Here is a 22,694-nt window from a genome sequence, read left to right on the forward strand (position 1 = left end):
CGGCCTGGTGGGCGAGACCTTCGACACGGCAGTCATGCCGGGTCGAAGGCGTACCCCGCTCACGACCCGGCCTTACGAGAGGTTCCGGCGTGAGCATCACCGCGATACTGGTCACCTTCGGCGTCATCGTCCTCGCCGAGCTTCCGGACAAGACGATGGTCGCGAGTCTTGTGTTGGGCAGCCGGTTCCGGCCGATCTACGTCTGGGTGGGGGTGGCGGCCGCCTTCCTCATCCATGTCACGGTGGCTGTCGCGGCTGGTAGCGCGTTCTCCCATCTCCCGAGCCGACTGGTGGACGGGATCACGATGGTGCTCTTCCTGTTGGGCGCCGTCCTGGTGCTGCGCGAGGGCCGCGATGACGACGACAAGCCCGAGACGAGCGACGCTCCCTCCAACGCCGAGGGCACGACCAACCCCGAGGGCACGTTGACCAGCGACAGCGCGGGGCCGGCGGGATCGGCCACTCCCGCGGTGGTGGCCGAGCAGCCGGCCGCCACCAGGAGCGCCGGTTCGAGCACGTTCTGGCGGGTGGCGGTCACCTCGTTCGGCGTTGTCTTTCTTGCGGAGCTGGGCGACCTCACCCAGATCACCACGGCCAACCTCGCCGCCCGTTTCGACTCGCCGGTGAGCGTCTGGCTGGGCGCGCTGCTGGGCCTGTGGACGGTGGCCGCCCTCGGCATCGCCGGTGGACGTGGACTGCTCCGACTGCTGCCGATCTCCATGATCACCCGCATTGCCGCGGGGGCGTTCCTGGTGCTCGCGGTGATCTCGGGGATCGAGGTGCTGCGCGGGTAGCCGGCTGGAGGGCCGGCCACCCCACGACCGGACGACTCAGCGGCTCGGCGCCTGCCGCGCGTCCCGAACCGAGCCGGCCTCGCGCGGCAGGATCGGCCAACGCGGATCGTCGAGCCCGAAGACGAGCACGACCTCCGCGTCCGAAGCGAAATCGACGAGCCGCGCGGCCGGGGGAAGCGCCGCCAGCGCCGGCCACAGCTCGGCTACCGGCGCCCCCTCCGGCGCGACGACGACGTACCTCGAGCCCGACGCGCCGCCGCTGCCATCGGGGACGGGATCGACGGCACCGGCCGCGGCATCACCTCCGTTCGTCTCGGCGAGCAGCCCGGCGAGGCGACCAGCCTCATCCGGCGTGAGCCGCAGCAGAGCGGGGGAGGCGCCGGGCAGCCGGACGACGAGACCGACCAGACCAGCGCCGGAACCCGGCGGACCGCCGGGCAGCGGGCCGACCGAGACGGCGGCGCCGTCCGACCGGCACAGGAACGTGACGACATCAGCGGGAGCAGCGCCACCGCGGGACCAGGGCGGGTTGATGTCCATGCGAGGACGTTCTCATGGGATGACATGTCATCCCATCCCGTCTGGCGGGGAGAGGTGGAGGGCAGACGGCGGGCCGGGTGGGGCGCTGATGTGAGACAGGCCGCGCCGCGGTGGGAATCTGAGGGGTGTGGGAGTGGGAGAGCCTGGGTACGCCGGCTTCATCGTGCTTGACAGGAGTGCGACGCGCAGTGGGAACGGTCCGGCCTGTATCCCGCGGTGCCCATGCCATCCGGTCGGGCGGAGCCATGGAACCATCTGTGCGGGTCGAGGTGACGGGGAGCGACACGATCGTCGTGCACCCTGTGGGCGACATCGACTACTCCTCGCTGGATCCGCTGCGTGAGTCCCTGCTGGATGCCCGGGTCGCCGGAGTCAGGGACATCGTGGTCGACCTGGCCGAGGTCAGCTTTCTGGACTCGCAGGGACTCGCGGTGATCCTGTTCGCCCATCAGCGCCAGCGTTCGGCCGGTGGCCGGCTGGCCCTGCGGCATCTCAACGAGGACACGAACCGGTTGCTGCACGTCACCAACCTGACCACGGTCATCGCCGTGGACGACGATCTTCCGGCGGTCTCCGCGGCTTCGGCTTCGGCCGCCGGGCCAGCCCCGGCACCGGGACTGGCCCGGCGGCGTAGCGCCTAGCCAGCCTGGCGCCAGTGATAGGACACGTCCCGCGCATGCTCGGTGAAACCGAGCCCGGTGTACATCCGCACCGCCCGCTCGTTGTCCTCGTCGACGTACAACGCGACGGTGGGCAGGCGCTGGTCCCGCAGATGACGCAGGCCGATGAGGGTGAGCGCCCGGCCCAGGCCCGAACCACCAGAACCGGGCCGCACACCGACGACGTAGACCTCGCCGATCGGGCCGACCTCGGCGGGTGGGACATCCGGTGCGGGTGTCGGGTCGACCGCGTGGACCTTGGTCCAGTGGAAACCGACCACCTGCCCGTCGCGTTCGGCGACGAAGAATCCCCGCGGGTCGAACCACGGTTCCTGTTGACGTCTGGCCAGGTCGTCGGACGTCCAGCGGCCCTGCTCGGGATGGTCGGCGAAGGCCGCGGCGTTGACCGCGAGCCACGTCTCGTCGTCCTGGCCGGGCACGAAGGGCCGCACGGTGACATCGGCGGGCAGCACCGGCTGCTCCAGCGGCTCGTCCAACGGGCGGCGCAGCTGGAACAGCACACGGGCGCGGACGAAGCCCAGCGAATCGGCGAGGGCCGCCGCGGCCGGCAGATCCCCGTGTGCCCAGATGTCGAGTTCCGCCTGCGCCGTGGAACAGGCGGCGAGCAGCGCGGTGACCAGTGCCCGACCCACACCCTGACGGCGGTGCGCGGGACGCACCACGACCTCGGCCTGCCGACTTTCCGGTGGACCGCCCAGGTGCGCATATCCGATGATCGGCGGTTCGGCGGGGTCGACCGGCACGGCTTTCGGGCCGGTCGCGCCGGGAGCGGCTGGTGAGGGGGCGTCCGCGGAACCGGCCGACAGACGGGCGAGCAGGTGATGGCCGGCGTCCACCGCAAGACCCGGGCGCAACGTCAACCGGACGTCCTCGGATACCGGCCCGCTACCGTCGGCTCGCTCCGCCTCGGCGAGCAGGCTCTCGATGCCGTCGACGTCCGTACCGCTGAGAGTCGGACGCCAGTCCAGCCGTGCGCTGGAGGATGTGGCCGTGGGCGGCTGCGAGGTCGAGGAGGTCACCACCCGACCGTACGAGCGGCCCCCGCCGATGTCGCGTGAACCGCGGATCCGGTGCGGCGCGCCGCACCCACGCCTGAACCCGTCGCCGTCGCCGTCGCTGTCAAACGGCGAAGCGTGGTCGCTGGGCCCGACGACAACCGGGCTGAGCGACCACGCTTTGTGGGATGACGCCGCGGATCGCGACAATGGCCACCGGGGGAGCCATCCGTCATGTGATGGTGACGCCGCGTGGATCGTCGAACCGGCTGCGGCTCAATGAGGGACGGGCTAGACCCGCTCGGGGGTGCGGGCGTCATCGCGGTCGACCCGGCCGCTGGGCCCGTCCGCGAGGGGGGTGATCGACGGGGCCACGAACTTGTAGCCGACGTGGCGAACCGTGCCGATCATGGCCTCGTGCTCGGGGCCGAGCTTCGCCCGCAGGCGGCGAACATGCACGTCCACCGTGCGGGTGCCGCCGTAGTAGTCGTAGCCCCAGACCTCCTGCAGCAGCTGCGCCCGGGTGAAGACCCGACCGGGGTGCTGCGCCAGGTACTTGAGCAGCTCGAACTCCTTGAAGGTGAGCTCGAGCGGCCGGCCCCGCAGCTTCGCGGAGTAGGTGGTCTCGTCGACGGAGAGGTCGCCGGACCGGATGACACCGGCCTCGGCGGTGCCGCCAGCAGCAGCGACCCGACCGATGGCCAGTCGCAACCGGGCCTCGACCTCGGCGGGACCGGCGGAGTCAAGCACGACGTCGTCGACGCCCCAGTCGGCGGACACCGCGGCGAGTCCACCTTCGGTGACCAGGGCGAGCAGCGGAGTGGTCAGTCCGGTGGTGCGCAGCAGTCGACACAGGCCACGAGCGATGACGAGCTCCCGGCGCCCGTCCACCACGATCACGTCGACCGGGGGCGCGTCCAGCAGGGCGCTGGCCTCCAGCGGAGCGACCCGCACCGTGTGCGTGAGCAGCCCAAGCGACGGAAACGACTCGGCGGAGGGACCGGGGGCGTTGGTGAGCAAAAGGACGACGCTCAAGACGACTCCTCCAGTGGTGTGTGGTGGGGCAGCGTCGACCCGATGAGCAACTCTATGTCCGGCACTGGGCGTCGCACGACCGTCATGGGCATGAAACGAAGGCCGGTATGTGGGGAGGATAGCCGAGTGCCCTACTGCGCTCCTACCGTCTACCGGTCACTACCGACCGCTGATTCTGAGATCCTTGCCACCAGGCATGATCCAAAAATTCCGGATCAGTACGGAGAGTCACGTGACCTGGCGGCCGTCGTGGCCCATGGCTTCTCCGGCTCGATGGAACGCCTTGCGTTACGTGAAGTAACGAATGGTTTGCGGAAATATGTCGGAGTGCAGGTCATGGACCTGCGCGGCCACGGACGATCAACCGGGCTGTGCACGTTCGGCGATCGCGAGGCGCTGGACGTCGATGCCGCGGTGGGGGCTGCCCGCACCCTTGGCTACCTGCGCGTTGTCACCATCGGGTGGTCGATGGGCGCGGGAGCCGTCCTCCGTCATGCCGGATTGGCAAAAACTGGTACGCTCTGTCACGGGCACCGTCTCCGACATCCGCCCGACGCTGTGATCAGCGTGAGTGCGGCAAGTCGGTGGTTCGTTCGAGATACTGCGCCGATGCGGCGAATCCATTGGTTCGCGGAGTCCGCGACCGGCCGGATGGTGGCCCGGACGGGGTTACGGGTGCGTATCGATCCGGGCGCTTTTGTGCCCGTTCCGCTGTCTCCGTTGGAGCTGATCGGTGCCATTGCGCCGACCCCATTGCTGATCGTGCATGGCGGTCGCGACCGGTATTTCACCCTGGAGCATCCGCGGGCTCTTGGCGCCGCGAGCGGGGGTCACGCGCAGGTCTGGATCGAGCCCGAGTTCGGGCACGCCGAGGCGGGACTGTCGCCCGGTCTGCTGGACCGCATCGGGTCCCACATGGTCGAACTCGCCGGGCCCGCCAGCACACCCGTCCGGGCGGACGGGCCGGCCGCGGGCCCCGCGACGGGCTCGGCGCCAGAATCCTCAAAGGGGTGGGCATCATGACCGGTGGTCCGGCCGCGGCACCGGGGACGGTGACGGTCCGCTACTGGGCGGCGGCACGAGCGGCCGCCGGCGTGACCGAGGAGACGCTCGTCGCGTCCACCCTCGCGCAGGTGCAGGACGCGATCGCGGCCCGCCACGGCGGCACCCTGCCCAGCCTGTTGCGGCGCTGCTCCTACCTGGTGGACGACCAGCCCGCCGGACAACGTGATCCGGCCACCCTCACGCTGGCGGCCGGAGCCGTCGTCGAGGTCCTGCCACCCTTCGCCGGCGGCTGATCGGCGGCCAGGGCCGCGGCGTAGGACCGCCACCGCGGTGCCCTACCCGGACGTGACAGCATGGCGGCGTGAGTGCTGGCGATCTCGGATCCGGTGTGGTCACCCGCTCGCGCCCAGGCGCCGCGGGTGCGCTCGCGGTGCCCGGTGCCGTGGTGCTCGCCGCCGGCCTCGCGATCGGGGCGGCGGCGCTGGCCACGTGGGCACTCGCGGTTGTCGTCATCGTCCTGCAAGTGGCCCTTGCGTGGGCCTGGGGTCGGGCGCTGCGGGCTTCGCCGGGCACCGTCGCGCTCATCGCCGTCTGGGCCCTGCTGGGCGATCTCAGTCTGCTGCTGACGGACGGCCATCCGTTCCACGCGATCGTCGGGGTGGGCGGGACCGGCGTCGCCGCGGTCATCGTCTACCAACTGGGGCTGCGTCGAGCCGTGACCCTGCGTGCCCCGGCCGCCGACATGGTCAGGCCGGCCACGTCCGGTGGCGCGGGTGTTCCGTCCAGCGAGCGGGTCAGCGCCGAACTGGTCACCGCGCTGAGCGGGATCGTTCTCGGTCTGCTGCTCACCGGGTATCTGGCGCTGCGGGCCGGGCAGGGCGCGGAGCAGCCGGCTGATCTGATGACCATCGCCGGTCTGCTCGGCGCCGGGATTGTGGTCGCGGTGGCCCGGCTGGTCGGATGGGCCGGCCTACCGGCGGCGTTCGCCGGGCCGGTCGGGGTGGCCGTCGCGGTCGCCGCAGGGGCGGGCCTTGGCGCGCTCGGACCGGGCGGTCTGTCCGTGGTCGCGGGTCTCACCGCCGCGGCGGCGGGCGCGGTCACGGCCGGGCTGGTGGATCTGGTCCTCGTCCGCGCCAGCGAGGGGCAGGCCGGCGAGGATCAGGTCGGCGGTGACCAGGTCGGCGGTGACCAGGTCGGCCACGAGCGGCTGGCCAGGGGTGGTGGAGTCGTCCGGGTCGGTGGGTCGGCCGCCGCCGCGGTGGCCGGCGCCTTCGTGGCCACCGTGGTGCCGTTGGCCTGCGCCGCGCCGCTGGTGTACCTCGTCGGGCGGCATCTGCCCGGATGAGTGCCAACCGACCCGGCCGGGGTGCACGGGTGGCCGCCGTCATCGTGGTGGTCCTGCTCGGGCTGCTCCTCGCCGTCGACCGGATCACCCCGCGGGTGGTGGCCGGCCAGATCGCCACCCAGGCGCAGCGCAGCGAGGGGCTGGCCACGAAGCCGGACGTGTCACTGGGCGGATTTCCCTTCCTCACCCAGGTACTGCATGGCGACTATCGCGACGTCCGGGTGGACGTGCGTGGCCAGGTCGAGCAGGGCCTGCGGGTCGACCGGCTGCATGCCGAACTCGTCGGCGTGCGGGTGCCGCTGGCGGATGTGCTGCACGGCGACGTGCAGCGGATTCCGGTCGATCGGCTCACCGCCCGCGTGGAGCTGACCTACACCGATCTCAACGCCTACCTGCGCAGCCAGGGATCGGCTGTCACGGTCGGGCCGGCCGGGACGGCGATCCAGGTCTCCGGATCGCTGCCCATCCTGGGCACCACCGTCGACGCGGTGGGGACGGCGGACATCGGAGTCGCGCCAGCGGAGATCACCTTCTCCCCTCGGGAGCTGACCGCACCGGTGGGCACGGCGCTGAGTCCGGCGATCAGCCAGCTGCTGACCGTGCGGGTCCCGGTGGCCGGCCTGCCGTTCAACCTCCAGCTCACCTCCGCGACCGTCCGATCGGACCGGATCCTCTTCGACGCCGCCGGCCAGAACGTTGTTCTCGAACCCGGTACCGTCGGCCGCGTCACCGGCTCCGCCCCCGCGTCCTGACCCCCGCGTCCTGCCCCCCCCGTACGGATGGGCTGTGACCCGATCCGGAGCCGTCGCGGGAACAGCGGCGGACGCCAGGTGCTTGGACGAACCGTGACGGGCTTGTGGGTGCTGCTGGGAGCGGTCGCACTGGCGAGCGCGCTGGGTGTCACCCTGCGCGTCCGAGATGGTCGGTTCCGTCCAGCGAGGTCGTCCCCCCGCTCGAGCACCTGGTTCGGTGCGCGAAAGGAGCCACCGGTGGATGTCCCGGCACCCGCCACCGCCAGGCCGGCCGCCCCCGCTCAGGTGGCCGCGGCCGCCCGGCCTGATGCCGCGCCTGAGGCGGACGTGGCGCCTGAGGCGGACGTGGCGGCCGGGTCGGGCGGGTCGGTCGTGTCCGACGCGGCGCCGAGGTGGGGGGCCGAGGTGTCCGCGCTGGGTGAGACGCTGGGCGAGCGGGCGACACTGTTGCAGTTCTCCACAGCCTTCTGCGCGCCCTGCCGGGTGACGCGGCGTGTGCTGGCCGGGGTCGCCGAGGTCGTGCCGGGCGTCCGGCATGTGGAGGTCGACGCGGAGGCGCACCTCGATCTTGTCCGTGCGCTCGGAGTGCGACGCACGCCGACGGTGGTCGTCCTTGACGCGGCGGGCCGGGAGACGCGGCGGGCCAGCGGCGCTCCGCCCACGCGGGCCGCCGTCTTCGCCACCCTCGCCGAGATCATGCCCCTGGACGGGACAAAACGGGCGGATGACGATTCTTCGGAATCATCGGCGATGTCTTAGCGTGGACCTGACCACCGCTGCTACCGTGGCACGGGCCATGTTCTTCCTGCAGCTTGTACGTCGTCGCGCGATCGATCTCTGTCGCGTGCGTAGCTGTCTGTGTTGCCCTTTCTGATCGGGTTCCCCGTGGTGCGCCGCTCGGTCGGCGCGCCGCCGACAGGTCCAGTTCCGATGATCAGATCTCGGTGATCAGGTGTAGTCAGGAGAACTTCGGTGGTCGACCCTCGCGGTATGCGGTTCACCGCCGCCGTGTCCACGGTGGTGCTCGCCATCGTGCTCCTCACGGGCAGCGGGTGGCTTCTTCTCGGTCAGACCGTGGTGTTCGCGATCGGGGCGGCCGCCGGTGTGCGGTACGCGCCCTACGCGCTGGTGTTCCGGCGTCTGATTCGTCCCCGGCTGGCGCCGCCGGACGTCATGGAGGACGCCACCCCACCCCGGTTCGCCCAGCTCGTGGGCGTGGTCTTCGGGGTGGTGGGCGTGATCGGATTCCTGTCCGGAGCCTCGGCGCTGGGTCTGGTGGTCACCGGGCTCGCCTTTGCGGCGGCTTTTCTCAACGCGGCTTTCGAGGTCTGTCTCGGTTGCCACATGTACGTGTTCTTTCGTTCGGTCACCGTGAAAGGGGCGCGGGGATGAGCCGCGAACAGGTTCTGGTCAACGCTGCCTGGGTCGAAGCACACAGTGGCGATCCCAGGGTCGTTCTGGTCGAGGTCGACGAGGATGTCTCCGCCTACGACCGCGGGCACATTCCGGGTGCGGTCCGGCTCGACTGGAAGTCCGAGCTGCAGGACCCGGTCATCCGGGATTTCGTCGACAAGGGGCAGTTCGAACAGCTGCTGTCCACCAAGGGCATCGCGAACGACGACACCGTCGTGCTCTACGGCGGCAACAACAACTGGTTCGCGGCCTACGCCTACTGGTACTTCAGCCTGTACGGCCACGGGGACGTCCGGCTGCTCGACGGTGGGCGCAAGAAGTGGGAGCTCGACGGCCGTGAGCTGACGTCCGAGGTGACGCCCCGTCCGGCGACGACCTACACCGCCGGCGAGCCACGCACCGACATTCGGGCCTTCCGCGAGGAGGTCATCGCCGCGATCGGTGAGAAGGTCCTGATCGACGTCCGTTCGCCCGGCGAGTTCTCCGGGCTGCTGCTGGCACCCGCCCATCTGCCGCAGGAGCAGTCCCAGCGGGCCGGGCACATTCCGACGGCGAAGAACATCCCATGGGCGCGGACGGCGAACGAGGACGGCACGTTCCGCAGCGACGAGCAGCTGACCGCGCTCTACACCGAGGCCGGCGTCGATCTGTCCGCCGAGATCATCGCCTACTGCCGGATCGGGGAACGGTCCGCACACACCTGGTTCGCCCTGCACGAACTGCTGGGTCTGGCGGGTGTGAAGAACTACGACGGTTCGTGGACCGAGTACGGCTCGCTGGTGGGCGTGCCGATCGAGAAGGGTGCGTGACCCATGTGCGGCGCGACCAGTGGTGGACCGTCGGTGGAGGGAATTGACGTGGACAGGGAGACCGTGATCCAGGGCGTCGTCGTGCGCGAGGGCGAGCCGGTGTCGACCGGTTACGCCCGCCTGCTCGACGAGGGCGGCGACTTCACCGCCGAGGTGCCGCTCTCCGCCACCGGGCAGTTCCGGTTCTTCGCCCGCCCCGGCCAGTGGACCGTGCGGGCGCTGGTGCCCGGTGCCAGTGGTGAGCGTCGGGTCGTCGCCCGTCAGGGCGAGCCGGTGGACGCCCAGGTCGAGGTCACTGCCTGAGGTTTCTGGCCGCGTCCGCAGAAGTCCGGCCTGAGGTCACCGCGGACCCGCTGAGACAGCGGTGGATCGGTTCACCCGGGTGGCTGTCACCGCGGGGCGGGTCGGGTGCGGCCGGCCGGTCTCGATCGGCATCGTTGTCGGCACCGCGAAGTGCATCGGGCCGATCGTGAAACAGCGCAGGCCGTTCTCCCGGGCGAAGGCAAGAGCCGACCGGCGATCCGGGAAGGGCGCGATGATACGGCGGACCGTGCGCTGCCCGGTGGCCGCGAACAGGACTACGGCGAAAAGGACATCGGACTCAGCCATCATGGGATCAGGAAAGCGCATACGGCTCAGCGCCGAACGCGATTCCGCGTGTCCTGATCGTGGTCTGTTGTTGCGGCTGCCGCGGCCGGTGCCGAACGCACCTGCAACGGCATCACGGCGCCCGGCGGCCCCGTAGCCGCGGGGGAGTTGTAGCCCGGGGGAGACGGGTGCGGGTGGGTCGTCGGCCTCGGCAGACGAGGGCCTGGACGCTCAGTAGACGAGGGCCTGGACGCCGTCGGTGAGGATCTCGTCGACGAAGGTGGCGGCGCCGGCGATCCGGATGCCGGGCAGGACGTCCGGCGGGCCGAACGAGCGGCGCGCCGCGCACTGGGTGCACACGGTGATCCGTCCGCCGGCCAGGATGGCGTCGAGCAGATCCTGCAGGGGGGCGGACTCGGCGAGCTCGAACTGCGCGGCCCGGCCGGGCAGGGCGAACCAGGCCGACTCGCCGGTGAGCCACAGGGACACGTCGGCGCCGGCGGCGACGGCGACGGCCGCCACGGTGAAGGCCTGCGAGCAGCGTTCCGGCGCGTCCGCGCCGGCGGTGGCCTTGACAACGAGCGAACGGGTCACCGGTCCAGTGTGCCCGATCGGGTGCGCCCGGCGCGTGGCCGCCGGGGCGAGCCCGGCTAGGCTCCGCAGCGTGTTGCACTACTTCTTCAGCGGGCTCCTGGTGGCGACGTGTGTTCTGATCGCCTGGTTCTCCGGTTACGTGGTCTACAAGCTGCAGGAGGGCCAGCGATGAGCGCCCAGGGTGAGGGCCGGGGCCGGCCGGGAGGAGTCGTGGACCTGCACGCGAGTCTGCTGCCGTTGGCGTTTCTGGTCGGGACCTGGCGGGGGGAGGGGGTCGGCGGCTACGAGGGGCTGGAGGGTTTCCACTACGGGCAGGAGATCACCTTCGCCGCTGACGGACGTCCCGCGCTCGGCTACGTCTCGCACACCTGGTGGGCGGACGAGCCCCGCGACGGTCGGGAGCCGGGCAGCCCGCTGGCGACCGAGACCGGGTTCTGGCGGGTCCAGCCGGGTGAGGACGGGGCGACGGTCATCGAGGTCACCCTCGCGCATCCGTTCGGCATCGCCGAGATCTATGTGGGCAGCGTGGCCGGTACCCGCATCGACCTCGACCACAACGTCGTGATCCGGACGGCGACCGCCCGTGATGTCACCCGCTCGGTGCGGCTCTACGGTCTCGTCGAGGGCGGCGACCTCGCCTATGCCATCGACATGGAGGCCGGCGGCAAACCGATGCAGTCGCACCTGTCCGCCCGCCTCCGGCGCGTCTCCGACTGACGCCTTCCTGAGGCCCGGTCACCAGGGGAAGCGGCACTTTGGCTCCGCGTGGCCGGTCGGAGCGCAGCGCCCAGGTGATCGCGCCGTGAAGTTTCTGGAACGCAAGCAAAGGCGCCATTGATCTCAACAAATCAACCTTGAATGATCACCAGGGTCGAGGTGCTGTGTCGCGTGGCGCGCCGATAGCTCTCCGTGTCGGGGCTAGACTGCCGATCGGCGGGTCGTTGTGGGCGAGAGGGGACTGGGTTGTCGGCGGATTCTTTTGTTCACCTCCACGTGCACACCGAGTATTCGATGCTCGATGGCGCGGCGAAATCGGGCCTGCTTTTCAGGGAAGCGGCGAAGCTGGGAATGCCGGCGGTCGGGATGACCGATCACGGCAACATGTTCGGCGCCTACGAGTTCTACCAGGGTGCGACGAAGGCCGGCGTCAAGCCGATCATCGGGATCGAAGCCTATCTGGCACCTGAGTCCCGCCATCACAAGCGGCCCGTTCTGTGGGGGGACCGTTCGCAACGCGACGTCGATCCCGCGGGCGAGGGCGGCGATGTGTCCGGTGGTGGCGCCTACACGCACATGACGATGCTCGCGGCCAACGCCGAGGGGCTGCGCAATCTTTTCCGGCTGTCCTCCATCGCGTCGATCGAGGGTTACTACCGCAAGCCGCGCATGGACCATGACCTGGTCTCCCAGTACTCGGCCGGGATCATCGCGACGACGGGCTGCCCGTCGGGTGAGGTGCAGACCCGGCTTCGCCTGGGCCAGTTCGACAAGGCGCTCGCCGCGGCGGCCACCTATCGGGAGGTGTTCGGTCCTGACAACTTCTTCCTGGAGCTGATGGACCACGGCCTGCCGATCGAGCGCAGCGTCCGCCAGGGCCTGCTCGACATAGGTGCGAAGCTGGGGCTGCGTCCGCTGGCCACCAATGACTCGCACTACGTGACCGAGGATCAGGCGGAGAGCCACGAGGTGCTGCTGTGCGTCGGCACCGGTAAAAGGCTCGACGATCCGAATCGTTTCAAGTTCGAAGGCTCCGGCTACTACCTCAAGTCGCCCGAGGAGATGCGTGGTCTCTGGGACGGGGAGGTCCCGGGTGCCTGTGACAGCTCCCTGCTCATCGCCGAGCGGGTGGAGCCGTACGACGAGGTCTTTGCCTTCGTGGACAGGATGCCCCGGTTTCCGGTGCCCGAGGGTGAGACCCAGCTCTCCTGGCTGCGCAAGGAAATCGACCGCGGGCTGGTCTGGCGTTTCCCGGCGGGCGTGCCCGAGGATGTGGTCACGCGCGTCGAGTACGAGGTCGGCGTTATCGACAAGATGGGTTTCCCGGCCTACTTCCTGGTCGTCGCGGATATCTGTGCGTTCGCGCGATCGCGGGGTATCGGCCTGGGGCCGGGGCGTGGCTCGGCCACCGGTTCGATGATCGCCTACATTCTGGGCATCACCGAGCTGAACCCGATCGAGCATGCCCTGATCTTCGAGCGCTTCCTCAACCCTGAGCGCATCTCGCCGCCGGACATCGACCTGGACTTCGACGAACGCCGGCGTGGTGAGGTGATCCGTTACATCACCGAGCAGTACGGCGAGGACCGGGTCGCCCAGATCAACACCTTCGGCACCATCAAGGCGAAGGCCGCGGTCAAGGACTCGTGTCGGGTGCTGGGCTACCCCTACGCGCTCGGCGACAGGATCTCGAAGGCGATGCCGCCGGACGTGATGGGCAAGGGGATCCCCCTGACGGGGATCTTCGACCCGAAGCACGAGCGTTTCAGCGAGGCCAGCGAGATCCGGGCCCTCTACGAGGCCGACGCCGACGTGAAGAAGATCATCGACACGGCGCGTGGGTTGGAGGGGCTGACCCGAGGGACCGGTGTGCACGCCGCGGGCGTGATCCTGTGTTCCGAGCCGCTGCTGGACGTCCTGCCGATCCACCGCCGCGACAACGACGGCGCGATCATCACGGGATTCCCGTTTCCTCAGTGCGAGGAGATGGGTCTGCTCAAGATGGACTGCCTCGGGCTGCGGAACCTGACCGTCATCGGCGACGCGATCGAGTCCGTCAAGCGCAACCGTGGCGTCGACATCGATCTGTCCACCCTCCCGCTGGAGGACGCCAAGGCGTTCGAACTGCTGGCCCGCGGGGACACGCTCGGCGTGTTCCAGCTCGACGGTGGACCGATGCGTAACCTGCTGCGCCTGATGTCACCGACGAAGTTCGGTGACATCGCCGCCGTGCTCGCGCTCTACCGGCCGGGCCCGATGGCGGCCAACAGCCACATCGAGTACGCCGACCGCAAGAACGGCCGCAAGGAGATCAACCCGATCCACCCCGACCTCGCCGAGGCGCTGGAACCGATCCTGGGCGAGACCTACCACCTGGTGGTGTACCAGGAGCAGGTCATGGCCATCGCCCGCGAGCTGGCCGGCTACAGCCTCGGCGCCGCCGACCTGCTGCGCCGCGCGATGGGCAAGAAGAAGAAAGAGATCCTGGACAAGGAGTTCGCCCGCTTCTCCGCCGGGATGAAGGAGCAGGGCTACACCGACGTCGCGGTCCAGGCGCTGTGGGACGTGCTCGTCCCGTTCTCCGGCTACGGGTTCAACAAGTCCCATACCGCCGGGTACGGCGTGGTGTCGTTCTGGACCGCCTACCTCAAGGCCAACTATCCGGCCGAGTTCATGGCCGCGCTGTTGACGTCCGTCGGGGATGACAAGGACAAGATGGCGGTCTACCTGGCCGAGACCCGCCGGATGGGTATCCAGGTGCTGCCACCCGACGTCAACGAGTCGGACCTGCGGTTCGGCGCGGTCGGGGAGTCCATCCGCTTCGGCCTGGGCGCCGTGCGCAACGTCGGGGAGAACGTCGTCGCGTCGATCGTCGCGGCCCGGGAACGCAAGAGCGCCTACGAGTCGTTCGCCGACTTCCTGCAGAAGGTCGACATCGGCGTGTGCAACAAGCGCACGATCGACTCCCTGATCAAGGCCGGTGCGTTCGACTCGCTCGGCCATCACCGCCGGGTGCTGGTCAGCGTGCACGAGACCGCGATCGACGCGGTGATCATCACGAAGCGGGCCGAGGCGATCGGCCAGTTCGACCTGTTCGGCGACGCGGGCGGAGACGAGGAGGAGAGCTCGCCGCTGGGCCTCGACCTGGACCTGTCCGGCCCCGAGTGGCCGAAGAAGGAACTGCTGGCCCAGGAACGCGACATGCTCGGCCTGTACGTCTCCTCGCATCCACTCGAGGGCGCCGAGCGGGCGTTGGATCGCCACCGTGACACTCGGATCGTCGACCTCGCCGAGGCCAGCGACGGCAACAGCGTGCAGATCGCCGGCATCATCAGCAAGATCGACCGGCGGATCAACAAGAACACCGCCAAAGCCTGGGCGATCGTGACCGTCGAGGACCTCGACGCCTCCATCGAGGTGCTGTTCTTCCCCCAGTCCTACGAGATCCACTCCACCGCGCTCGCGACGGACGCGGTCATCTCGGTGCGGGGCAGGATCAACGAGCGGGAGGGTTCGGTCTCTCTGTTCGCCCAGGACCTGACGGTGATCGATGTCGCGACCCATCTGAACGGGCCGCCGGTCGTCATCACCCTGCCCACCTACAAGATCACGCCACCACTGGTCGCGGACCTCAAGGTCATCCTGACGACCCATCCGGGCTCGACGCCGGTGCATCTGCGTCTGGAAGGCCCGCAGAACAGCAGCCTGCTGCTGCTCGAACCGCAGGTGCAGGCGAGCGGTTCCCTGCTGGGAGACCTCAAGGCCCTGCTCGGCGCCCGAGCCGTCACCGCATGACCGCGGGCCCGCCGCCGCGGGCGCTGGATCCGCCTGATCCAGCTGGTCAGGCGGGCCTGGTCACGCTGCCGGCGTCGGCGGCGAGCTTCGCCCGCCACGCCTTCTCACGTTCGATGGCGGACGCGAACCCGAGGGCGATCGCCGGGTCGAAGTTCTCGTCCGCGTAGGTGCCGACGCAGCCGAGGATCCGGTCGATCTCGTCGGCCGACACGGCGGCCAACGGCACCTGGCCGGTGAGGAAGATGTCACCGACCCGGTCGATGGAGAAGTGCACGCCGTAGGTGCGCGCGTTGCGCCCGAGCAGGAAGCCGTAGGTGCCGGCGGTGTTCTCGGCCGGCGCGCGCATGAAGAACGCCTCGACCAGCAGGGTGTGGTCCTGCACGACGAGCCAGGTCATGGTGCGCAGCTTGTGCTCGCCCTCCAGGGTGACCAGGAACGAGCCGGTGCCGACGTGTTCGAAGGCGAGCTCGAGGTCGGCGAGGGCGGTCGCGATCACGGCGTCGAGCCGTTCACGTTCGGGCGCGTCGATGGGTGCCGTCATGGCGCGGTTCCTCCCCGCTCGTCGCGGCGGTGCAGCCGGATCCGGTGCAGCCGGATCCGATCCTCGCACGCCCCCGCCCCCACCCGCTTACAGTCCCTACCGGCCCACGGCGTGACGGGTTCAGCTCAGACGGCCACCGCGGTCGGGTGCAGCGCGTGCTGGTAGCTGTGCAGCACCCCGCGGGCCGTGGCCGACCAGCCGAAGCCCGCGGCCCGCTCGATCGCCCCGGCCGCGAGCCGGGCCCGCAGCCGGGGCTGGCGCAGCAGGCGGTCGAGCGCGTCGGCGTAGCGCAGCGGGTCGTGACCCGGCACGAGCAGGCCGGAGACACCGTCGGCGACCGCCGTGCGCAGCCCGCCGACCGCGGCGGCCACCACCGGCGTGCCGCAGGCCTGCGCCTCCAGGGCGACCAGGCCGAAGCTCTCACTGTGACTGGGCACGACCACGGCGTCGGCGGCCCGGTACCAGTGCGCGAGCTCGGGTTGCGGCGCCGGTGGCTGGAACCGGACGAGGTCGGAGATACCCAGGTCCGCCGCCAGTTTCACCAGCGCGTCGGGCTGTTCCAGACCGGCGCCGCTCGGGCCACCGACGACGGCGACCGACAGCCGGGCGCGGCGGCTCGGATCGCGGCGCAGCAACTCGGCGGTGGCGTGCAGCAGGATGTCGGGCGCCTTCAACGGTTGGATGCGTCCGACGAACAGCAGCAGCTCACCATCGGCCTCCAGGCCAAGCCGCAGCCGTGACCGGGCCCGCGACGCGGCGATGTCCCCGGGTCGGACGGGGCCGCCGCCACCTCTGCCACCCGGGCGGAAGACGGTCAGGTCGACACCGGGGGCGACGACATCCACGCGGTCGGGTGCCGCGCCGTAGAGACCGATCAGGTGGGCGCGTTCCTCGGCGGTGGAGGCGATCAGCCGGGTGGCGTCGGCGACGACCTCCTGCTCGCCGTGCAGCCGCCCGGCGGGTTCCGGGCGGTCACCGACGGCCAGGGCGTCGTTCTTGACCTTCGCGAGGGTGTGCGAGGTGTGCACGAACGGCACCGCCCATCGGCGGGCGGCGGCCCGGGCGACCTGCCCGGACAGCCAGTAGTGCGAGTGGATGAGGTCGAACCAGCCCGGCTCGTGCCCGGCCTCGGTGCGCAGCACGTCCGCGGTGAACGCGCACAGCCACGCCGGCAGGTCCTCGCGGCGGACCTCCTCGAACGGCCCGGCGTCGACGTGGCGCACCGTCACTCCGGGCGCGAGCTGCGCGGTCGCCGGCACCCGGCTGCTGACCGCCCGGGTGAACACCTCGACCTCGACCCCGTGGCGCGCCAACTGCCGGGACAGCTCCACCACGTACACGTTGAGCCCGCCGGCGTCACCGGTGCCCGGCTGCTCCAGGGGTGAGGTGTGCATCGACAGCATCGCCACCCGCCGCGGGTGGGCCGCACGCCCCGACTCGCCGCGGATCAGACGCACCGCGCACCCCCGTCCAGCAGCGCCCACGGCATACCTTCGTCCGGCGATGGTCGCCGCGTTCGCCCAGTACGACCATCGTTGCTGTGGACCAACACGAGAACCACCGTTCTACCCGTCCAGTTGTCCGGTCAACTGATCGGACGTGGCCGATCCGTCGCCGTGGACCGGGAATCTCCCGGTCCTTGCAGGTCAACGCGGCGGGGTGGCGCTCTGTGCCGGATCTGTCGTCACGATCCTGTAACGAATCAGACGTCCCGGTGGCCCGCCGACCGGCCCGAAGGAGGGCACCTGGCGACGGCGGGGGAGCCGGACCGCACCGTCCCCGTCCCACCGGTGGAGGGCGATCTGCGACGCTGGGCGGATGGTGAACCCCCGCGGCGGGCGGCTCGCGGCGGGCCGCGCGCGTGCCCTTGGGCTCCCTACCCGGGGGACGACGGCGCCGAACCGGCTGCGCCGGGTCGACCGCTGGTTGGCTGACGTGGCTGGCCCGCTCCTGCGCGGCAGCGTTGACCCGCTGGTCGTCGACGTGGGCTTCGGGTCGTCCCCGGTGACGACGGTGGAGCTGTACGAGCGGCTGCACGTGGTGTGCCCGCGGGTGCGGGTCCTTGGTCTCGAGCTTGACCAGCAGCGGGTCGCGGCGGCACGCCCGGCGGCCCGGCCACCCGGGCTCACCTTCGACCACGGCGGGTTCGGGCAGGCCGCGCGGGACGGGCAGCCGGTGGTGATCAGGGCGTTGAACGTGCTGCGTCAGTACCCGGAGCCGGCCGTGGCCGGGGCGTGGCAGGCCATGACCGGCCTGCTCGCGCCCGGCGGGCTGCTCGTGGAGGGCACCTGCGACGAGATCGGCCGGCGGGCCTGCTGGTTCGGCCGTCCGGCCAGTGCCGCGCCACCGCGGTGGCTGGCCGCCGCCGGGCGGATTCCGGCCGGGCCGACGCTGACCCTGGCCGCACATCTGCCGAGCCTGCGCCAGCCGTCCGAGCTCGCCGAACGACTCCCCAAGACACTGATCGCCCGCAACGTGGCGGGGGAGGACATCCACCGGCTGCTCGAGGAGCTGGATCAGGCGTGGGCGCGGGCGGCGGCCAGGGCGGTGTTCTCGCCACGGCAACGCTGGATCGCCGCGGTGCTCGACCTGCGCGCGGGGGGTTTCCCGGTCCGTGGGGACGTGCGCCGCTGGCGACTGGGCGAGCTCACGGTTGACTGGCCGCCGCCAGTGCCGCGGTGAAAGCCTGGTGGACGCGCGTGTCGAACAGGACGAACCGGACGTCCCGCACGTTCGTCGTCGCGGTGAGCACACTCGTCACCGCGAGGCGGGCGGCGTCGTCCAACGGCCACCCGTACGCCCCGGCGCTCACCGCCGGGAACGCCACCCCGGACGCGCCCAGCTCGTCGGCGACCCGCAGCGCGTTGACGTAGGCCGAGCACAGCAGATCGGAACGATCCTCGCGTGGGTCGTGGATCGGCCCGACGACGTGGATGACATGCCGGGCCGGGAGTCGCCCGGCGGTCGTCGCCACCGCCTGCCCGGTCGGTAGGCCATCGGGCAGCGTGGTGCGGCGCAGTTCGCGACAGGCCGCGAGGATCCGCGGCCCTCCCGCGGCGTGGATCGCACCGTCCACCCCGCCGCCGCCGAGCAGGCTGTTGTTCGCGGCGTTGACGATCGCGTCGATCTCGACGCCGGTGATGTCACCCTGCTCCAGCCGTACCCGCACCATGGCGCCCATTGTCGCACCGGGCCGATCGGACCGGGTGCGAAGGGGCATCATCCGGGCGCGGATCGTGGCGGCGCGGGCGCCTCGGGGAGGGGCTCCGGGGAGCATCGCGGGTCACGCTGTGGCGCGATTGCGCTTAGCCTGATCCTGCGATCCGATGGGAGGCGCCTTCGCCGGACGGGCGACAGGGGTGGAAGGAGCGGCGGTGATGACGGCAGATTCGCGGCTGGTGGTGCTCGGTTTCGACAGCCTCGAACAGGCCCGGGCGGCGTGGGCGCTGGGGCGGCGGTTGCGCCGTCGCCGCCGGCTCGACGTCGTCGACGGGGCCCTGGTGTGGCGCGATGACGCGGGTCAGATCACGATCCACCGGTTGGCCAGCCCGCCGCGCACCGCGGCGTTGGGCGGCGCGGCCTGCGGCGGGGTGCTGGGCACCCTGTTCTTCGCCCCGCTGATCGGGCTGGGGCTGGGGGCGGGCCTGGGCGCCCTGATCAGTCGGTTGCTTGGGCCGGGGGTGGACGAGGCGCAGATCCGGCGGGTCGCCGGGCATCTGCAACCGGGCCGGGCGGCGGTGTTCGCGCTGGTCCGCCGGTCCGGCGAGGAGGCGGTCGACGAGGTGGTCGCCGCCCTTCGGCCGCACCGGCCACGGGTGATCATGAGTACCCTGCCGGCGAGCCGGGAACGACACCTGGCCGAGGCGCTGGGCCGCCGGGCCGCGCCGGCCTGAACTCCCCTGGCCGGGCGCCGACGGACCAGCGCCGTCAGTGGACCAGCGCCGTCAGTGGACCAGCGCCGTCAGCGGATCAGAGGGCCGGTGGGCGCAGGGTCGGCGCCACCTTGTTGAGCACTTCCAGGTCGTCGGACCTGGGCTGCCACTCGCCGGCGGTGGCGTTGGCCCGCACCTGGCTCGCGGTGGTCGCACCGGCGATGACCGAGCTGACGCCGGGCTGCGCGGCGAGACCGCCGATCGCCACGTCCAGCAGCGAGCGGTCGCGTTCACGGGCGAAGGTCTCCAGGACCTCGAGCCGGTCGAAGAGCTCGTCGGTCAGCAGATCCTGCCGGCTGGCCAGCCGGGTGCCGGCGGCCGGGGCCTCGTCCCGCTGGTACTTCCCGGTGAGCAGGCCGTTCTCCAGCGGGTAGTACGGAATGACCCCGATGCCGTACTTGAGCGTGGCCGGGACGAGCTCCGCCTCGACGCCGCGTTCGAGCAGGCTGTAGTGGTTCTGTGCGGAGATGAACCGGTTGGTGCCCGAGGCGCGGGCCGTCCACTCGGCGTCGGCGATCTGCCAGGCGTCCAGGTTGCAGGAGCCGACGTAGCGGATCTTGCCAGCCTTGATCAGCTCGTCGAGTGCCTCGAGCGTCTCGTCGATCGGGGTGAACGGGTCCGGTCGGTGCAGCTGGAGCAGGTCGATGTAGTCGGTCTGCAGTCGGCTCAGCGATCCCTCGACGGCCTTGCGGATGTAGCGCCGCGACGTCCGGGCACGGAAGTCCTGGCCGTAGATACCGGCCATGTCCCCGCCGAACTTGGTGGCCAGCACAACCTCGTCACGACGGCCGCGCAGGACGTGGCCGAGCTGGGTCTCCGACCCACCCTTGTTTCCGTAGACGTCGGCCGTGTCGAAGAACGTGATGCCCACATCGAGGGCGGCGTCGACGACCGCGCGGGTGCCGTTGAGATCCACCCGTGAGCCGAAGTTGTTGCACCCCAACCCCACCACAGATACAAGCAGTCCGGACGATCCCAGCGAGCGATAGCGCATGCCCTAAATAGTGCACACCCGATCGGGGCCCGTGTTCACCAGGTCCACGGACCGCGATCGGCTGCGCTGTGCTAGCGGCCGTACCTGCGGCTCCCGCTGGTAGTTGTGCCTTGGTTGATATTCGTCAGTTCTGCGGGACGGCGTCGACGATCGCGCGCCCGACCGCCGTGGCGGCGTGGCGGGTCGTGGTGCGGGCCGCGCGGGTCTGGCTCACCGCGGTGCGGGTCCGGTGCACGGCCTGCTCCGTCGCCGGACTGCGTCGCAGGCTCGCCACCCGGCGCTCACCGCGCGACGCCCACGCGTTGTAGAGATCGGTGGCCCGTCCCTGAAGGTCGGAGATCTGCGAGGTGACCGTGCCCGGCAGCGCGAGGACGGCCGTGCCGACCTGCACCGGGACCCGGGCGGCCTGCACCGGCAGGGAGCCGACCCGATCGGAGATCCGACGCACCTCGTTGCCGGTGGTCGTCGGCAGGGCGCGCAGCTTCGCGACCGCGAGGTCGGCCGCACCCACCGAGGCGTACAGCGGCTTGCGCACCTCCGCCAGCGGCACCCGGACCTCGGCCTGGGCTCGGGCGGTGTCCCCCCGCACGCCGGCTCCGGCGCTGGCACTGGCCCGAGCGGTCGGCCGGGTCGGGCTCGTGCGGCTGGCCGGTCGGCTCGACCCGCGGGTCGTCGTGGACCGGGCCGACGCGGGGGTGCGCGTCGTCGACGTGCGGCTGGTCGAGGTCCGCGTGCTCGGGACGGTCGTCCGGCTCGACGACGGGCCGCTGTTGGAGGTGTTCGTGCCGCCCACGCTCGCGGCGGCACCGGCGGTGGGCGTCGTCGCGCCGCCACTGGTGCTGGACGGGCCGCTGGTCGACGTGGCGGCGCTGGTCGGAGCGTCGGAACCGCTGACGGTGGGGGTCGAAGCCCCGGTGGAGGTGGAACGGGCCGGCGTACTACGGCCGTTCGTGCTACGGGTGGTGGCCATCAGGACTCCCTCAGTGGTCAGTTCGTGTCGTCGTATCGCGCTTCCTGGGTTCCGGCCGGCGCGCCCGATGCGCGACCCGGCGGTGGGTCAGGGGATGGCGTTGGGAATGCGCGCGGTGGTCGGACTGGTCAGCCTTCGGGCTGCCCGGTGCCCCCGGGCGTCGCCGCCGGGTCGACGTTCGGGGCCGTGCTGGTCTTGGGGGCCGGGTCGGCCTTGGGGGCGGTGCTGGTCCTGGGCGCCGTGTCGGCCTTGGGCGCCGCGGCGGGCTTGCTGGCCGTACCGGAGGCCCTGACCGCCCTGGTCGATCTGGACGTTCTGGTGCTCCTGGGCGTCGTGACGCTCGTACCGGCCGCGCTGGCTGTCGCCGCCGCGGTACCCGTGGTCGCGGTGCCTGTGGTGGCCGTGCCGGTGGTCGCCGTGCGGCGGGGGGCCCGGGGGGTGGTGCTGCGGACCTTCACCGGTGTGCCGGTGGCGACGGGCCGACCCGCGCCCGTCTGGTCCGCGGTGGCAGCCGGTCGCCGGTTGGCTTCGCTGCCCGCGGGTGCGGCGCCCGCCGCGGTGGTTTGCTTTTCCGCCGCCGCGGTGTGGTTGGCGACGGCATTCTCCTTGCAGAACGCCTCGTAGATGTCGAGGACGACCTGCTTCTGCCGTTCGGAGAGGGATTCGTCCGCGAGGACGGCGGCCATCACGCTGTCGCCGCCGTGTCGTTCCTCGAGAATGCCCGCCTGGACGTAGAGCGCCTCGGCCGAGATACGCAGGGCCTTGGCGATCTGCTGGAGAATCTCCGCGGATGGCCGGCGCAGACCGCGTTCGATCTGGCTCAGATACGGGTTGCTGACCCCGGCCTGTTTGGCGAGCTGACGCAACGAGATCTGGGCCGTGCGGCGCTGATCCCGAATGAAGTCGCCGAGCTCACGGACGTTCAGGGCCGACACCAGAACACACGCCTCCTCCGCCGGGCGACCGAACAACCGACCGCCATCGCCGCCTCTCACCGGGGACGGTGCGTGAGCGCCGCCCGACCGGCGCACCGGCGCGGGGACCGGAACAACGCGGCATCAACACCGGCGACGATACGTCGCGCTGCTAACTCTGGCAAGCGCGCCAGTTAGCAGTATCCGTCCGGCGTCGTCGCGAGTCAGAGGGAAATGTGCAGGTGGGAGAGGTGCTCCTGCCCCGTGGGCCCGCTTGCGGG

The 22,694-nt window shown here is 70.9% G+C and carries 25 protein-coding genes; 14 read left to right on the forward strand and 11 right to left on the reverse strand.

All coding sequences use genetic code 11. The features are described from left to right. Positions 1–89: 89 nt before the first annotated feature. Positions 90–794, forward strand: a complete 705-nt coding sequence (locus tag MXD59_RS02760; RefSeq protein ID WP_248823319.1) for a TMEM165/GDT1 family protein — start codon at positions 90–92, stop codon at positions 792–794. Between the two features lie 36 nt (positions 795–830). On the opposite strand, the gene MXD59_RS02765 is transcribed toward MXD59_RS02760, so the two are convergent. After that, complete coding sequence (locus MXD59_RS02765) at positions 831–1,334, reverse strand: hypothetical protein (RefSeq protein ID WP_248815423.1); 504 nt, start codon at positions 1,332–1,334, stop codon at positions 831–833. 245 nt (positions 1,335–1,579) lie between these two features. On the opposite strand from MXD59_RS02765, the gene MXD59_RS02770 reads away from it, so the two are divergent. Further along, entirely contained in the window at positions 1,580–1,975 is a 396-nt protein-coding gene (locus MXD59_RS02770) for an STAS domain-containing protein (protein WP_248815422.1), read from the forward strand. On the opposite strand, the gene mshD is transcribed toward MXD59_RS02770, so the two are convergent. Together mshD and MXD59_RS02780 are read right to left on the reverse strand one after the other, a co-directional pair. Next, entirely contained in the window at positions 1,972–3,033 is a 1,062-nt protein-coding gene (gene mshD, locus MXD59_RS02775; protein WP_372511877.1) for a mycothiol synthase, read from the reverse strand. The genes MXD59_RS02770 and mshD overlap by 4 nt on opposite strands. Before the next feature lie 267 nt (positions 3,034–3,300). After that, positions 3,301–4,044, reverse strand: coding sequence for a response regulator transcription factor (locus tag MXD59_RS02780; protein ID WP_163549951.1), 744 nt, complete (start codon positions 4,042–4,044; stop codon positions 3,301–3,303). A gap of 126 nt (positions 4,045–4,170) precedes the next feature. Between MXD59_RS02780 and MXD59_RS02785 the strand changes: the two genes are divergently transcribed. From MXD59_RS02785 to MXD59_RS02820, 8 genes are all read left to right on the forward strand, one after another. Next, on the forward strand, positions 4,171–5,067 hold the full coding sequence (locus MXD59_RS02785) for an alpha/beta hydrolase (RefSeq protein WP_248823320.1): 897 nt from the start codon (positions 4,171–4,173) through the stop codon (positions 5,065–5,067). After that, positions 5,064–5,342: a MoaD/ThiS family protein gene (locus MXD59_RS02790; protein ID WP_163549950.1), complete on the forward strand. Its 279-nt coding sequence runs from the start codon at positions 5,064–5,066 to the stop codon at positions 5,340–5,342. The genes MXD59_RS02785 and MXD59_RS02790 overlap by 4 nt, the downstream gene beginning before the upstream one ends. A gap of 68 nt (positions 5,343–5,410) precedes the next feature. Then, positions 5,411–6,394 (forward strand): hypothetical protein, encoded by a 984-nt coding sequence (locus tag MXD59_RS02795; RefSeq protein WP_248823321.1) that lies wholly within the window; start codon positions 5,411–5,413, stop codon positions 6,392–6,394. Continuing rightward, complete coding sequence (locus MXD59_RS02800) at positions 6,391–7,146, forward strand: LmeA family phospholipid-binding protein (RefSeq protein ID WP_248823322.1); 756 nt, start codon at positions 6,391–6,393, stop codon at positions 7,144–7,146. Before MXD59_RS02795 ends, MXD59_RS02800 begins: the two co-directional genes overlap by 4 nt. 237 nt (positions 7,147–7,383) lie before the next feature. Beyond that, a complete protein-coding gene (locus tag MXD59_RS02805) occupies positions 7,384–7,905 on the forward strand; it encodes a thioredoxin family protein (RefSeq protein ID WP_248823323.1) in 522 nt (173 codons plus the stop codon). Positions 7,906–8,118: 213 nt separating this feature from the next. Beyond that, a complete protein-coding gene (locus tag MXD59_RS02810) occupies positions 8,119–8,538 on the forward strand; it encodes a DUF4395 domain-containing protein (protein ID WP_248815416.1) in 420 nt (139 codons plus the stop codon). Further along, entirely contained in the window at positions 8,535–9,368 is an 834-nt protein-coding gene (locus MXD59_RS02815) for a sulfurtransferase (protein ID WP_248823324.1), read from the forward strand. Before MXD59_RS02810 ends, MXD59_RS02815 begins: the two co-directional genes overlap by 4 nt. 3 nt (positions 9,369–9,371) lie before the next feature. After that, on the forward strand, positions 9,372–9,671 hold the full coding sequence (locus MXD59_RS02820) for a DUF1416 domain-containing protein (protein ID WP_251080408.1): 300 nt from the start codon (positions 9,372–9,374) through the stop codon (positions 9,669–9,671). A 36-nt stretch (positions 9,672–9,707) separates the two neighbouring features. On the opposite strand, the gene MXD59_RS02825 is transcribed toward MXD59_RS02820, so the two are convergent. Both MXD59_RS02825 and MXD59_RS02830 read right to left on the reverse strand, forming a co-directional pair. Then, positions 9,708–9,977, reverse strand: coding sequence for a hypothetical protein (locus MXD59_RS02825; protein ID WP_308301631.1), 270 nt, complete (start codon positions 9,975–9,977; stop codon positions 9,708–9,710). A 210-nt stretch (positions 9,978–10,187) separates the two neighbouring features. Next, a complete protein-coding gene (locus tag MXD59_RS02830) occupies positions 10,188–10,550 on the reverse strand; it encodes a DsrE family protein (RefSeq protein ID WP_248823326.1) in 363 nt (120 codons plus the stop codon). Positions 10,551–10,718: 168 nt separating this feature from the next. Between MXD59_RS02830 and MXD59_RS02835 the strand changes: the two genes are divergently transcribed. Both MXD59_RS02835 and dnaE read left to right on the forward strand, forming a co-directional pair. After that, on the forward strand, positions 10,719–11,267 hold the full coding sequence (locus MXD59_RS02835) for a nitrobindin family protein (RefSeq protein ID WP_248815412.1): 549 nt from the start codon (positions 10,719–10,721) through the stop codon (positions 11,265–11,267). A gap of 246 nt (positions 11,268–11,513) precedes the next feature. Then, positions 11,514–15,062: a DNA polymerase III subunit alpha gene (gene dnaE, locus MXD59_RS02840; RefSeq protein WP_283096269.1), complete on the forward strand. Its 3,549-nt coding sequence runs from the start codon at positions 11,514–11,516 to the stop codon at positions 15,060–15,062. A 46-nt stretch (positions 15,063–15,108) separates the two neighbouring features. Here dnaE and MXD59_RS02845 read toward each other — a convergent pair whose 3' ends face one another. Both MXD59_RS02845 and mshA read right to left on the reverse strand, forming a co-directional pair. Further along, positions 15,109–15,603, reverse strand: a complete 495-nt coding sequence (locus tag MXD59_RS02845) for a type III secretion system chaperone family protein (protein WP_248815411.1) — start codon at positions 15,601–15,603, stop codon at positions 15,109–15,111. A gap of 125 nt (positions 15,604–15,728) precedes the next feature. Beyond that, positions 15,729–17,006 carry a D-inositol-3-phosphate glycosyltransferase gene (gene mshA / locus MXD59_RS02850; protein WP_163549099.1) on the reverse strand — a complete coding sequence of 426 codons (1,278 nt, stop codon included), beginning with the start codon at positions 17,004–17,006 and terminating at the stop codon, positions 15,729–15,731. A gap of 415 nt (positions 17,007–17,421) precedes the next feature. On the opposite strand from mshA, the gene MXD59_RS02855 reads away from it, so the two are divergent. Then, positions 17,422–18,285 carry a class I SAM-dependent methyltransferase gene (locus MXD59_RS02855; protein WP_248823327.1) on the forward strand — a complete coding sequence of 288 codons (864 nt, stop codon included), beginning with the start codon at positions 17,422–17,424 and terminating at the stop codon, positions 18,283–18,285. Here MXD59_RS02855 and MXD59_RS02860 read toward each other — a convergent pair. Then, entirely contained in the window at positions 18,251–18,775 is a 525-nt protein-coding gene (locus MXD59_RS02860; RefSeq protein ID WP_248823328.1) for an O-acetyl-ADP-ribose deacetylase, read from the reverse strand. The two genes, MXD59_RS02855 and MXD59_RS02860, sit on opposite strands and share 35 nt — an antisense overlap. Before the next feature lie 205 nt (positions 18,776–18,980). On the opposite strand from MXD59_RS02860, the gene MXD59_RS02865 reads away from it, so the two are divergent. Next, positions 18,981–19,496 (forward strand): DUF1269 domain-containing protein, encoded by a 516-nt coding sequence (locus MXD59_RS02865; RefSeq protein WP_248823329.1) that lies wholly within the window; start codon positions 18,981–18,983, stop codon positions 19,494–19,496. Positions 19,497–19,572: 76 nt separating this feature from the next. Here MXD59_RS02865 and MXD59_RS02870 read toward each other — a convergent pair whose 3' ends face one another. The 3 genes from MXD59_RS02870 to MXD59_RS02880 all read right to left on the reverse strand — a co-directional run bounded on the left by MXD59_RS02870 (position 19,573) and on the right by MXD59_RS02880 (position 22,434). Beyond that, the gene (locus MXD59_RS02870; protein ID WP_248823330.1) at positions 19,573–20,529 is read right to left on the reverse strand and encodes an aldo/keto reductase; all 957 of its coding nucleotides are present in this window, start codon (positions 20,527–20,529) and stop codon (positions 19,573–19,575) included. 124 nt (positions 20,530–20,653) lie between these two features. Next, positions 20,654–21,499 carry a hypothetical protein gene (locus tag MXD59_RS02875; protein WP_248823331.1) on the reverse strand — a complete coding sequence of 282 codons (846 nt, stop codon included), beginning with the start codon at positions 21,497–21,499 and terminating at the stop codon, positions 20,654–20,656. A 128-nt stretch (positions 21,500–21,627) separates the two neighbouring features. Continuing rightward, on the reverse strand, positions 21,628–22,434 hold the full coding sequence (locus MXD59_RS02880) for a helix-turn-helix domain-containing protein (RefSeq protein WP_248823332.1): 807 nt from the start codon (positions 22,432–22,434) through the stop codon (positions 21,628–21,630). Positions 22,435–22,694 lie beyond the last annotated feature (260 nt).

The organism is Frankia umida (assembly GCF_023242945.1).
Classification (GTDB): Bacteria; Actinomycetota; Actinomycetes; order Frankiales; family Frankiaceae; genus Frankia; species Frankia umida.

Bases quoted from the DNA above. Each gene is read 5' to 3' on its own strand.
- MXD59_RS02765 (WP_248815423.1), bottom strand. From the start codon at position 1,334: ATGGACATCAACCCGCCCTGGTCCCGCGGTGGCGCTGCTCCCGCTGAT.
- MXD59_RS02770 (WP_248815422.1), top strand. From the start codon at position 1,580: ATGGAACCATCTGTGCGGGTCGAGGTGACGGGGAGCGACACGATCGTC.
- MXD59_RS02790 (WP_163549950.1), top strand. From the start codon at position 5,064: ATGACCGGTGGTCCGGCCGCGGCACCGGGGACGGTGACGGTCCGCTAC.
- MXD59_RS02800 (WP_248823322.1), top strand. From the start codon at position 6,391: ATGAGTGCCAACCGACCCGGCCGGGGTGCACGGGTGGCCGCCGTCATC.
- MXD59_RS02815 (WP_248823324.1), top strand. From the start codon at position 8,535: ATGAGCCGCGAACAGGTTCTGGTCAACGCTGCCTGGGTCGAAGCACAC.
- MXD59_RS02820 (WP_251080408.1), top strand. From the start codon at position 9,372: ATGTGCGGCGCGACCAGTGGTGGACCGTCGGTGGAGGGAATTGACGTG.
- MXD59_RS02825 (WP_308301631.1), bottom strand. From the start codon at position 9,977: ATGGCTGAGTCCGATGTCCTTTTCGCCGTAGTCCTGTTCGCGGCCACC.
- MXD59_RS02835 (WP_248815412.1), top strand. From the start codon at position 10,719: ATGAGCGCCCAGGGTGAGGGCCGGGGCCGGCCGGGAGGAGTCGTGGAC.
- MXD59_RS02845 (WP_248815411.1), bottom strand. From the start codon at position 15,603: ATGACGGCACCCATCGACGCGCCCGAACGTGAACGGCTCGACGCCGTG.
- mshA (WP_163549099.1), bottom strand. From the start codon at position 17,006: ATGCTGTCGATGCACACCTCACCCCTGGAGCAGCCGGGCACCGGTGAC.
- MXD59_RS02855 (WP_248823327.1), top strand. From the start codon at position 17,422: ATGGTGAACCCCCGCGGCGGGCGGCTCGCGGCGGGCCGCGCGCGTGCC.
- MXD59_RS02860 (WP_248823328.1), bottom strand. From the start codon at position 18,775: ATGGTGCGGGTACGGCTGGAGCAGGGTGACATCACCGGCGTCGAGATC.
- MXD59_RS02865 (WP_248823329.1), top strand. From the start codon at position 18,981: ATGACGGCAGATTCGCGGCTGGTGGTGCTCGGTTTCGACAGCCTCGAA.
- MXD59_RS02870 (WP_248823330.1), bottom strand. From the start codon at position 20,529: ATGCGCTATCGCTCGCTGGGATCGTCCGGACTGCTTGTATCTGTGGTG.
- MXD59_RS02875 (WP_248823331.1), bottom strand. From the start codon at position 21,499: ATGGCCACCACCCGTAGCACGAACGGCCGTAGTACGCCGGCCCGTTCC.